This is a genomic window from Microbacterium sp. K35, from assembly GCF_004794375.1.
In the GTDB taxonomy this organism is placed as follows: Bacteria; Actinomycetota; Actinomycetes; order Actinomycetales; family Microbacteriaceae; genus Microbacterium; species Microbacterium sufflavum.
In genome coordinates this window covers 1-10,387 of the sequence record NZ_SSDM01000205.1, presented here as the reverse complement: position 1 = coordinate 10,387, position 10,387 = coordinate 1, and the positions used below count along the sequence as shown (strand labels likewise).

The 10,387-nt window shown below is 68.4% G+C and carries 14 protein-coding genes, 1 tRNA gene and 1 pseudogene; 8 read left to right on the top strand and 8 right to left on the bottom strand.

The genetic code is table 11. The annotated features are described in order from the left end of the window. The 3 genes and pseudogenes from DW299_RS07750 to DW299_RS07740 all read right to left on the bottom strand — a co-directional run. Positions 1–309 (bottom strand): annotated as a pseudogene (locus tag DW299_RS07750) (anti-sigma factor); the annotation flags it as partial. Further along, complete coding sequence (gene sigK / locus DW299_RS07745; protein WP_205812597.1) at positions 306–908, bottom strand: ECF RNA polymerase sigma factor SigK; 603 nt, start codon at positions 906–908, stop codon at positions 306–308. The gene sigK and the pseudogene DW299_RS07750, both read right to left, overlap by 4 nt. A gap of 31 nt (positions 909–939) precedes the next feature. Then, positions 940–2,652, bottom strand: coding sequence for a cytochrome c biogenesis protein DipZ (locus DW299_RS07740; protein WP_136031458.1), 1,713 nt, complete (start codon positions 2,650–2,652; stop codon positions 940–942). Positions 2,653–2,829: 177 nt separating this feature from the next. On the opposite strand from DW299_RS07740, the gene DW299_RS07735 reads away from it, so the two are divergent. The 5 genes from DW299_RS07735 (at position 2,830) to DW299_RS07720 (ending at position 6,027) form a co-directional block, all read left to right on the top strand. Beyond that, positions 2,830–3,489, top strand: a complete 660-nt coding sequence (locus tag DW299_RS07735) for a fasciclin domain-containing protein (RefSeq protein WP_136031456.1) — start codon at positions 2,830–2,832, stop codon at positions 3,487–3,489. A 131-nt stretch (positions 3,490–3,620) separates the two neighbouring features. Then, positions 3,621–3,693 (top strand) — tRNA-Lys (locus DW299_RS07730). Positions 3,694–3,783: 90 nt separating this feature from the next. Next, positions 3,784–4,116: a hypothetical protein gene (locus DW299_RS18955; protein ID WP_168443096.1), complete on the top strand. Its 333-nt coding sequence runs from the start codon at positions 3,784–3,786 to the stop codon at positions 4,114–4,116. 151 nt (positions 4,117–4,267) lie between these two features. Then, a complete protein-coding gene (locus DW299_RS07725) occupies positions 4,268–4,918 on the top strand; it encodes a hypothetical protein (protein ID WP_136036248.1) in 651 nt (216 codons plus the stop codon). Between the two features lie 83 nt (positions 4,919–5,001). Further along, on the top strand, positions 5,002–6,027 hold the full coding sequence (locus DW299_RS07720) for a beta family protein (protein WP_136036247.1): 1,026 nt from the start codon (positions 5,002–5,004) through the stop codon (positions 6,025–6,027). On the opposite strand, the gene DW299_RS19700 is transcribed toward DW299_RS07720, so the two are convergent. Both DW299_RS19700 and DW299_RS18950 read right to left on the bottom strand, forming a co-directional pair. Continuing rightward, entirely contained in the window at positions 5,909–6,565 is a 657-nt protein-coding gene (locus DW299_RS19700; protein WP_168443095.1) for a sce7726 family protein, read from the bottom strand. The two genes, DW299_RS07720 and DW299_RS19700, sit on opposite strands and share 119 nt — an antisense overlap. Positions 6,566–6,696: 131 nt before the next feature. After that, entirely contained in the window at positions 6,697–6,852 is a 156-nt protein-coding gene (locus tag DW299_RS18950) for a hypothetical protein (protein ID WP_168443094.1), read from the bottom strand. Between the two features lie 449 nt (positions 6,853–7,301). On the opposite strand from DW299_RS18950, the gene DW299_RS07710 reads away from it, so the two are divergent. Continuing rightward, positions 7,302–7,847 carry a type 1 glutamine amidotransferase domain-containing protein gene (locus DW299_RS07710; protein WP_136031454.1) on the top strand — a complete coding sequence of 182 codons (546 nt, stop codon included), beginning with the start codon at positions 7,302–7,304 and terminating at the stop codon, positions 7,845–7,847. Between the two features lie 3 nt (positions 7,848–7,850). On the opposite strand, the gene DW299_RS07705 is transcribed toward DW299_RS07710, so the two are convergent. Further along, complete coding sequence (locus DW299_RS07705; RefSeq protein ID WP_136036245.1) at positions 7,851–8,369, bottom strand: CGNR zinc finger domain-containing protein; 519 nt, start codon at positions 8,367–8,369, stop codon at positions 7,851–7,853. A gap of 25 nt (positions 8,370–8,394) precedes the next feature. Between DW299_RS07705 and DW299_RS07700 the strand changes: the two genes are divergently transcribed. Next, positions 8,395–8,637 carry a hypothetical protein gene (locus tag DW299_RS07700; protein WP_136036244.1) on the top strand — a complete coding sequence of 81 codons (243 nt, stop codon included), beginning with the start codon at positions 8,395–8,397 and terminating at the stop codon, positions 8,635–8,637. Between the two features lie 21 nt (positions 8,638–8,658). Here DW299_RS07700 and DW299_RS07695 read toward each other — a convergent pair whose 3' ends face one another. Together DW299_RS07695 and DW299_RS07690 are read right to left on the bottom strand one after the other, a co-directional pair. Further along, positions 8,659–9,192, bottom strand: a complete 534-nt coding sequence (locus tag DW299_RS07695; protein ID WP_136036243.1) for a DUF1697 domain-containing protein — start codon at positions 9,190–9,192, stop codon at positions 8,659–8,661. Beyond that, on the bottom strand, positions 9,189–9,770 hold the full coding sequence (locus tag DW299_RS07690; protein WP_136036242.1) for an isochorismatase family protein: 582 nt from the start codon (positions 9,768–9,770) through the stop codon (positions 9,189–9,191). Before DW299_RS07690 ends, DW299_RS07695 begins: the two co-directional genes overlap by 4 nt. 91 nt (positions 9,771–9,861) lie before the next feature. On the opposite strand from DW299_RS07690, the gene DW299_RS07685 reads away from it, so the two are divergent. Continuing rightward, a partial coding sequence (locus DW299_RS07685; protein WP_205814350.1) for a HEAT repeat domain-containing protein occupies positions 9,862–10,387 on the top strand: 526 nt, incomplete at its 3' end.

The following is a 10,387-nucleotide window of genomic DNA, read 5'->3' as shown; positions in this document are numbered from 1 at the left end:
ACGGGGCCACCGGCGGACGCGACCCCGGGGGGGGCGCCCCGCGGTGTCGTGCGCGTCGGTGTCGTGCGGGGCAGTGTCGCCCTGCGGCGTCCGGGCGATCTGGGCGAGCAGAGCCGCACGAACGCCGGGCGGCGGGGCGACCGGCGTCACGCCCTCACCCAGCAGCGCGACGCTGTCCGCGTCGACGTCTGCCACGGCCGCCCACTCCGGATGCTCCACGAGTGCCCGGCGGTACCGGTTCTCGTCGTCGGCGGACAGCGCGTGGAGCGCGGCACCCGCCGCGAGTTCCGCGAAGTCCTTCTCGTTCATGCCGTCACCCCCATCGCCGTGCGGAGACGGGTCAGCCCGTCTCTCATCCGTGTCTTGATCGTCCCCAGCGGCGCCCCCACGAGCGCCGAAATCTCGTTCTGACTGTAACCGCCGTAGTAGGCCAGGACGAGCGCCTCCCGCTGCGCGTCAGGAAGCCCTGACAGCGCCGCGACGACCCGCTCTCCCTCGATGCCCAGCTCCACCCGCTCCGCGACACTGTCGTGCGCGACACCGAGGTCTTTGAAGCCGGCTCGCACATCGCGGTCGGCGCTCGACTGCGATGCCCGCACCCGGTCGACGGCCCGTCGATGGGCGATGGTCATCACCCAGGTTCGTCCCTGTCCTCTGTTCGGAGCGAACCGCGAAGCGGATTGCCAGATCTCCAGGAACACCTCCTGGAGCACCTCCTCGCTCTGCGCGCGGTTGACCAGCACGCGGAGGATGAGGCCGAAGACCCGCGGGGACAGGGAGTCGTACAGCTCGGCGAAGGCAGCCTGATCACCGGACGCGACGCGGACGAGGAGGTCGGCGACGGCATCCTTCGGCGCTGCCCCGTCCTCCGGGACGTCCATCCCGTCGATGACCATCTCCATAAGCATGCCGTATCTCCTCCCCGTTCCCGCGCAGACGTCACCCGAATGTGAAGGAATAGACCTCGACACCGGCCGGGACCTCAAGCGTGAGCGTTCCCTTCGCGATGTCGCCCTGCTCGACCAGGCCGTACGAGCGAGGCGTCCCGTCGATCGCGATGGTCTGCTCCTCACCGTCCTGATCGCGCACCACGACCTCACCCGAGCCCGCCACGACCATCCGCACCTCGCCCGCGCGATACTCCAGGCGGATGCGTCCGTCGTCGCTCGTCGGGGTCACGTACTGCGTCTCGACCGTCCAGTCGCCGTCCAGCGCGAAGCTGTCGTCGGGCTGGTCCTTCGGGAACGAGAAGCTGCCCTCACCGCGGCGGTACTCGTCCCCGCCGCCGTAGTTCACGTCCTTCGACGAGCCGAGGAAGGTCTCCCGTGTCGTCGAGCCGAGCTCCGGCGTCTCGTCCTTCACGTCCGTCGCCGGCGGCAGCTGCACGTCCGGATCCGCGTCCTGCAGCAGCTCCCGGATCATCGACTCGGTCGCCGCGTAGTTGCCCTCGCCGAAGGAGATGTGGCGCACGGTGCCGTCCGCGTCGATCAGGTAGTGCGCCGGCCAGTAACGGTTGCGGTAGTTCGTCCAGGTCGACAGGGTGTTGTCGAGCGCGACGGGATACGCGATGCCGAAGTCGCGCACGCCCGCGGCGACGTTGCCCGGATCCTTCTCGAACGCATACTCCGGCGAGTGGATCCCGATGACCTGCAGTCCGGCGTCGCGGTACGCCTCGTCCCAGGCCACCACGTGCGGGATCGACCGCTGGCAGTTGATGCACGAGTACGCCCAGAAGTCGATCAGCACGACCTGCCCCCGGAGGTCCTTCAGGTCGATCGCCTCGCCGTCGGGCGTGTTCAGCCACTGCTGGATGCCCTTGATCGACGGGGCAGTGCCGCACGACTCGAGCTCGGTCGCACCGTTCGTGCACTGGTCGAGGTCCTTGTTCTCGTCGTTGACCAGGCCACCGAGGTCCAGCGCGTCCTGCACCTGCTCGGAGTCGGCGATCTGCTCCTGCAGCGGAGCCGTGTAGTCGGGAAGGAGCCGCTGCAGCGCCTGCGGCACGTTGAACACGAGCCCCACGGCGAGTGCGATCATGGCGATGCCGGCGGCGATGCGCAGTGCGCGCTCCTTCGACCGGAAGGCGCGGATGCGCTCCACCACGCTGCGACCCGCGAGCGCGAACACCAGCAGCGGGACGGCCACGCCGATCGCGAACGACACCGTGAGGAGCACCGTGCCCACGCCGATCTGGCCGGTCGAGCCCGCCACGATGATCGCCGCGAGGACCGGTCCGGCGCACGGCACGAACACCGCGCCGAGAGCCAGCCCGACACCGAAGCCGTTGCCCCGGTTCTTCACCTCACGCTGCCCGAAGCGCTGGAACGGCCGCTCCAGGAGGTGCTGGAACCGCGGCACGATCAGGCCGACGCCGATCACGACCAGCACCGCGATGCCCACCCAGCGGATGATGTCCTGCGGCAGGTTCAGCAGACCCAGGATCAGCGAACCCACGAGCGTCACCAGCGTGAAGCTGAGCACGAGGCCCGCGATCACGAAGTACGGGCGGCTGCGCCGGGCGGGCACCGCCTCTCCGTCGTAGGCCGCCGACTGCGCGCCGCCGGTGAGGAAGATCACCGGGAGCACGGGCAGGATGCACGGCGAGATGCCGGTGATGAGCCCGCCGAGCAGGCCGATGATGATCAGGTCCATGAGGTCCTCGCTTCTGTCAGGCTCTGTTCGCTCCGGGCCGCCCAATGGATTGGATCGGACCCCGCGAGGGAGGATTCGCGAACTTTTTCCGAATTCGTCCCATCCGATCCCGAGACGGTTCCGAACACCGGTCAACGCCACGGAGAGGCCGTGGCCGGAGTTTCGAAGGAGCTCGACATGTTCAGCACCAAGAAGAAGGTCACCGCAGCAGTCACCCTGGGTCTGGCGAGCGCATTCCTGCTCTCCGCGTGTTCCATGGGCAGCGGCAGCACGACGGAGGAGTCGTCGGAGCCGAAGGCCCCCGAGACGTCGGAGTCGACGCCGATGGAGATGGACCCCGCCGCGAACCTCGTGGGCCCGGGCTGCGCGGCCTACGCCGAAGAGGTCCCGGACGGCGCCGGTTCCATCCAGGGCATGTCGCAGGACCCGGTCGCGGTCGCCGCGTCGAACAACCCGATGCTGACCACGCTGGTGGCCGCGGTGAGCGGCCAGCTCAACCCCGACGTGAACCTGGTCGACACGCTCAACGGTGACGAGTTCACCGTGTTCGCGCCGGTCGACGACGCGTTCGCGAAGATCGACCCCGCCACGATCGAGGCCCTGAAGACCGACAGCGCGACGCTGACGTCGATCCTCACCTACCACGTGGTGCCCGGCCAGATCGAGCCGGCCGACATCGCCGGCATGCACACGACCGTGCAGGGCGCCGACCTCGAGGTGACCGGCAGCGGTGACCAGTGGATGGTCAACGACGCCAACGTCATCTGCGGCGGCGTGCAGACCGCGAACGCGACCGTGTACCTGATCGACTCGGTCCTGATGCCCCCGGCGCAGTAAGCGCGGGGAGGTGCCGGGCGACCCGACCGGCACACGGCCTTCTCTGATCGGGAGGAGTCAGGGAAGGTGAAAGGGCCGTCGGCGAGCTGTGCGCCGACGGCCCTTCGTCGTGCGCCCTAGACTGGGAGCACGGGCCTCTAGCTCAGTTGGCAGAGCATCGGACTTTTAATCCGCGGGTCGTGGGTTCGAGCCCCACGGGGCCCACCGCACAGGCACTGGGATCGCGCTTGGCAGTGCCGCGCGTTGGTCGAGCGTCCCGGCGGAATCCCGCCCGCCCGCCGATATGGTGTCGATGTGGAATTCGGAACAGTGCCAACGGTGCTTGCATCTGGACTCGTCACCCTCGGTGGCGCTGCGCTCACTCAGATGTTCACGTCCCGACGGGAACGCCTCGCTCGCGACGCGGGTCGCCTCGATGCCAAGTCAGCCGCGACACAAGATGCCGCACGAGAAGTGGCAACCCTCTTCCACGACGAGGCGGTCCTCGCACGGAAGGCGGTTGATCGGTATGAGGACATTGATGATGACCGTGAGCTCTGGCAAGGCCACTGGTATGCCGTCGCCGAGCCTCGACTCGTGCTGGCCATCGAAGCCATCCCTGTTCCTGCCGCGCGGAGCAGCTCTTGAGCAACAGCGGACGTCGACCTGACTCAGATCCAGCGCTAGCCGCAGCCGCTAACGAGCGTCTCAACAGCGGAGCGCTACGGGGTACCGCGAAGGCGCTGGGGTCGGGCAAACTCCGTGCCCGGCTCCTGTCGCTTACAGATACTCTCGTTCTATGGCGAGCCAGTATCCCGCAAAGCCCGACGCGCTTGTCTTATCAGCCGGGATGCGCCGCATAACCGTAACGACCCCATCGACCGTCGAGCTCCGAGACTTGGCGAGCCTGCGCCGAGATTTCGCGCTCGCAGCGGCGTTCCTAGGCTTTTATCTAGATGGCGACCTTGAGGGCGACCAAATATCACCTTCGGCGATCGACGCCCTGTGGATCTCCTCGGTGACCATGTATGGACGCGCCTTTTCGTCTGGCAAGCGCCATCACGCCCGGGCAGACACGGATGGTCTGGATTCCAACGATGTCGCCGCTCACGGGTACTTTCTGGACACGCGGAACAAGTTCATTGCGCACGCCGTCAATGGCTTCGAGACCGGTGCTGTCTTTGCCGATCTGTTGGACCCGTTGAGCGCGAAGGGAATCGCACGGATCGGGGAGGTCCATACCAGTCTTTCGCGGCTGTCTCGTGAAGCTGCGACGACGCTCAAGCGGCTTTGCGAGCACCAAGTTCAACGCCTTACCCTCCGAATCGATGCGCTTCATCAGGTTGTAGCGCGGGAGCTTCTCAACATGGGAGCAGATGCCGTGTATGACCTACCTGATTTCAAAGAACCTGTGATCGACTCGTCCGACCCGCGATCTAAGCGGCTTTAGAATCATCCTCGGGAATCAGCCTCAAAGCCTGAGGAGCCGCGTGTCGCTCCCCATCGTCGAGCGATTCATGCGGATACTGCTCTATGGTCTCCCCCAACGCACCCTTGCCTGCGGATACTTACGTCCCGATCCTCAAAGGAAAGCGAGCCGAGCTCGACGCGATATCGGGCGCTCCAGCCGACAAGCTCGTACCGCTGTTCGAGTTCCTCGACCCGGCGACGGCGAAGGATTTGCTAGCGCGAGCATGGCCCAACCCGGACCACGTCGTCTGGCTCCAGATCCTGAACGCGGACGGTGTCGACGATGCAGCCTTTGCGGCGTCTCTGACCGATCTCTACGACAACCTGCGAGCGGACTTTTCGGCGGTCCCCGTGTTGACCACGACGGAAGAGCCAAACACGCTAGCCGCGCTGGCTAGTATCGCCGCTACGGACCGCCGTGGTGTCAGCCTGCGAATCGATGTCGAAGAGCTCGTTGACGAAACGATCAATAGCGCCGCTGATATCGAGGCGACTCTGGAAGATCTCGGACTCAGCGCCGATGACGTCGATCTCGTGCTGGACGGCGGCCTCCTCACCGGCTCTGCGACGATCCGAGCTGCCGTTGTCGGCCAGGCGATCCGAGAGCTACCGCATACCGACTGGCGTTCCATTGTTGTCTCTTTCTCGGCGTTCCCGGCAGCAGTCGGCGAAGTCGTGCCGAGGGGAACCGTCGTCGCGCTGCCACGCACCGACGCAGCAGCGTTCGTAGCTGTCCGTCGGGCGGTCAATCTTCCGCTCGTGTTCAGCGATTACGCAGTTGGGATACCGACGTACGGCGGAGCCGCATTCACGCCGATCCCGAACATCCGTTACGCGTCGGACACAGACTGGTATGTGCATCGCGGAACGGAACGTGCGAACCCTGCCGCGCAGTATCGAGCACTAGCTCGCGCGATCGTTGCGGCCCCCTATTACTCCGGGCCGTCGTTCAGCCCGGGAGATCAGCAGATCAGCGACGTTGCGACAGAAACCTCCGGGCCAGGAAACGCGACGACACACCTCCGTGAGGCGACGTCGCGACACCTTCATGTGGTTCTTTCGCGACTCGCCACCCTTGGCGACCCGTAAGCGCGCTCGTCACTATAGCTCGAAGCTGATCACGCTCCGTGACTGCTGCGAGGCGCTCTGCCAGTTCGTCGCGCGTCCGACTCCGGTAGCCACCGGATGCTCCGAGCGCATCGAGCGCGCGGAGGGCTTCGTCACGCCAAAGTAATCTCGCAAGCGCGAGGTTATCCCGGGACTGGCGCTGTTGAGCGCGGCGCACTTGACGGTAGACGAGAGTGTCCTCGGATGTGCGGTCAACGACCGCGAGACCCCACCCACGTTTGAGCACCTGTCGTGCTTTCGGCAGGTGCCGCGACGTAACCACGAGCGTGCAGTAGTCAAACACGTCACCGAAAACATCCATCTGTCGTGGCAGACGCGTGAGGGTGTCTAGATCGCTCTTCAGTTCGTATCCGAAAAGATGATCGCCGATGACTGCGATGTCGATTCGTCCCCGCTCACCGATCACGAACTCGTCAATTACCAACTCGTGCAGGGGCCCGTCGCGGACAACGGCTTCGTGGACTGCGGACCGGATCTCGAGTTCGGTCACGGGTGCCATAGACACGATGCTAACGCCCTCCGGCCTCCGCGGAGGCCGCGAATCGGTCATCGTGCTCCGCGCAGTCCCTCGGGTGCAGGTGCGTTCAGATCGTGTCGGTGGTGACGAAGGTGCATGTCCTAGCCAGCCGCTCACTTGGTAGGGCGGAAGTCCGCGGCGAGCTGCAGCCTGGCGGCGATGCGGCCGAGGTCCTGCACGCGAGCTGCGGGCAGCTCGGCGCGGGCGTGCTCAGGCTTGACGCAGGTGTGCCGAAGGCTCCCTAGGCCCCAGACACGGCCGTAGTCCACGCGGTGCGATCCTGGCGCGCACCCCGGCCAGGATCGGGCGCCGGGGTCACCCGGACGCGGGTGCTGCATCTTCGATCGCTTCAGATCGGCGATGCAGCACCCGATCTAACAGGCGCGTGCCGGGGGCGAACCTCGTGTACCCGTACCTCCCGGGGGGTGCGACGGCCGCCCTGATGGACTTCACGCTCCTCACCGACCCTCGCGGAGCAGATGCCCCTCGCCGCCTCCGTGCTCGTGGCGCCCGTCGTGTGGGCCGCGCTGCTCGGCGCCTACGCGCTGCTCGGGAGTCTCGCATCGCCTGCTCATACCCCTCCAGCGCGACCTCGCGTGAGCCCGCCCTCGTATCATCCGCGCGGCCGCCTGGCCACCCCCTGTCCGCGCTCCTGGCCGACGAGAGAGGGTGATGGTGCGCCCGGATCCGGGCGACTCCCCCAGCGAAAGGACAGACGATGACTCTCAGCGGAAACCGCGTGGCGTTCCTGGCGACCGACGGCTTCGAGGACAGCGAGCTGACCAGCCCGTGGGAGGCCGTGACCGCGGAGGGCGCGAGCGCGACCATGATCGCCCCCGACGGCGCCGCCATCACGGGCAAGAACGGACACGAGCAGGCGGTCGACCTGACCGCGGCCGATGCCTCCGCCGACCAGTTCGACGCGCTCGTCCTCCCGGGCGGCGTGGTGAACGCCGACCACCTGCGCATGGACGAGGCGTCCATCGCACTCGCCCGCTCCTTCTTCGAGCAGCACAAGCCGGTCGGGGTGATCTGCCACGGCGCCTGGATCCTGATCGAGGCGGGCGTGGTCGACGGCCGCACCCTCACGAGCTACCCCAGCCTGAAGACCGACCTGCGCAACGCGGGCGCGAGCTGGGTGGACGAGGAGGTCGTGGTCGACGAGGGCCTGGTCTCCAGCCGCACCCCCGACGACCTCCCCGCCTTCAACGCGAAGCTGGTCGAGGAGATCGGCGAGGGCAAGCACGCGGGACAGACCGCCTGACCCTCACCCGACGCGCGCCCGATGGCGCCGCACGGCCGCCCGGTTCGCGCACCTCACGGAGCAGAACCGCTGGCGGCCGTTGCGCGTCACATCGGCGACCACGTTGCGGCAGGGTGCGGCCTCGCAGCGTCCAAGCCGGTTCATGCCGCGCGTGACCAGGTGCAGCGCGGTGCCGAGGTTGATGGTCGCGCGCAGCACGAACGGCAACGACCGCACGTCGTCGCGGTAGTGCAGGTGCCACCCCTCGTCGTCGTGGTCGACGAGTCGCGGATAGGCGCCGGCGGCGGCGAGCTGCGCGTTGAGCAGGGCGGCGCGCTCGTCGGGGTCGGGCGCATCGACGATGGCGAGCCAGTCGTCGATCACCGCCCGCACCGCGGCGTGGTCGCCGTCGGCGGGCGGGAAGGTCTGCGTCATCCCGAGGGCGAGCGTGCGCTCCTCGATGCCCTGCCGGTCGGCCGGCCAGTCGTTGGCCAGCGACGCGGCCAGCAGCACGGCATACTCGCCGTAAGGGTTGAGATGCATAAGACCATTACATCACGCTGGTCCCATGACCGCCGCCGACACCCTTCCCGTCCCTCTCGTCCCGCCCGTCGACCGCCACGAGCACGCCTGGCTCGTGGAGTCGCGGCACCCCACCAGCGAGGGCGTCGTGCTCTACGTGCGCTGCCTCGACTGCGGCACGCGCCGGGTCGACGTCGTCGCGCATCCGCACCTCCCGCCGCGCGCGCTCAGCCGCCCCCTCGCCGCAGCTCCCGACGGCTCCGACGCCGCCGACGCCGACCAGCGATGAGGCCCCCTCGCCCCGCCCCGCTCAGGCCGTGAGGTCGATGAGCTTCTGCGTGGTGCGCAGGTTGCGGGCGGTTCCGGCCACCCCCAGGGCACGGTTGAGCACGCTCGTGGTGAGCTTCGTGGAGTGCACGCCGCCCTCGGCGTAATCGATCCACAGGTCCTGACCCACCAGCGCGATCCGCTCCCCTGGCACCAGTCGCTGCTCGAGCGCCGCGACCGCACCCGGCGCGGGCGGCCCCTCCAGGAACATCGCGTGCACGTACCTCGCCTCGCCGTCGGGGAACGGCTGCGCGGCCTCCGTCGCCACGAGCTCCGCGTGCGTGCGGTGGATGACGGGCGTGTCGACGCCGAACTCCTCCGCGATCAGGCGGCGCACGGTCGCGCGGGCCGCCCCGGGGTCGTCGGGCGTCGCGCAGAGGATGTTGCCGCTGGCGATGTAGGTCGACACGGCGGCGAGCTGCGTCCGCTCCTCCAGCACCTCGCGCAGTCGCGCCATCGGCACGCTGTTGCGCCCGCTCACGTTGACCGCGCGCAGCAGCAGCACGCTGCGACTCACGCGTCGCCGCTCTCGGCCAGCACCGCGCCGGCGTGCACGAGCTCGGCCAGCGCAGCCTCGCTCGAGGGGGCGGCCACCCCGGCGATCAGGTCGGTGAGGACGCGGACCCGCACGCCGTGCGCGATGGCATCCAGCGCGGAGGCGCGCACGCAGTGGTCCGTCGCGATGCCGACGACATCGGCCGACACGACTCCGGCGGCCGAGAGCACGGCCCCGGCGGTGTCGCCGTCGTCGGTGATGCCCTCGAACAGCGAATAGGCGGGCACACCCTGCCCCTTGCGGACGTGGTGGGTGACCGCGGTCGTGTCGAGCAGCGGGTCGTAGTCCGCGCCCGCCGTGCCCGCGACGCAATGGGCCGGCCACGTGTCGACGAAGTCGGGCGAGCCGGAGAAGTGTCCGCCGTTGTCGCCGTCCGCATCGTGCCAGTCGCGGGAGGCGACGATCACGTCGTAGTCGGCCGCGTGCACGGCGAGAAAGGCGGAGACGGCCTCGGCGACCGCGTCTCCCCCCTCCACCGCGAGCGCCCCACCCTCCGTGAAGTCGTTCTGGACGTCGACGATGAGGAGTGCTCTGCTCATGCCTCGAGGGTACGCCGTGCGGGCGCCGTCGACCGGGCAGCGCTTGACCCTGTCATCGTGACAAGGTGTGGAATGGACGGCGGAGGCAACCATGACCGAACAGCATCCCCTCGACCCGGCGTCGCGACTGCGCGCTGCCCTGCAGTCGACCGCGTCCTCGGCGCGCCTGCAGGCCGCTCTCACGGCCGGCACCACGCCGGACCCCTGCTACATCGACGTGCTCGTCGAGCAGAGCGCGGTGGAGCCCGACTTCTTCGTGCGCGACATGCTCACGTGGGCACTCACCCGACACGACGCCGAGCTGACCGTGGACCGTCTCCTGCCGGAGCTGCGGTCACCCGTGGCGCAGGCCAGGAGCCAGGCCCTGCACACGCTGTCGAAGATCGGCGACCGTCGTGCCTGGCTCGCGGTGTCGCCCGAGCTGCTGCGCGACGACGACCCCGAGGTCGCACGCGCGGCGTGGCGCGCCGCGGCGGGGCTCGTGCCGGACGAGGAGCGGCCGGCGCTCGCGCGGGAGCTGGCGACCCAGCTCGGGCGCGGCGACCGGGAGCTGCAGCGCAGCCTCAGTCGCGCCATCGCGATGCTCGACGACGCGGGGGCCGCCGTGGCCGCCGCCG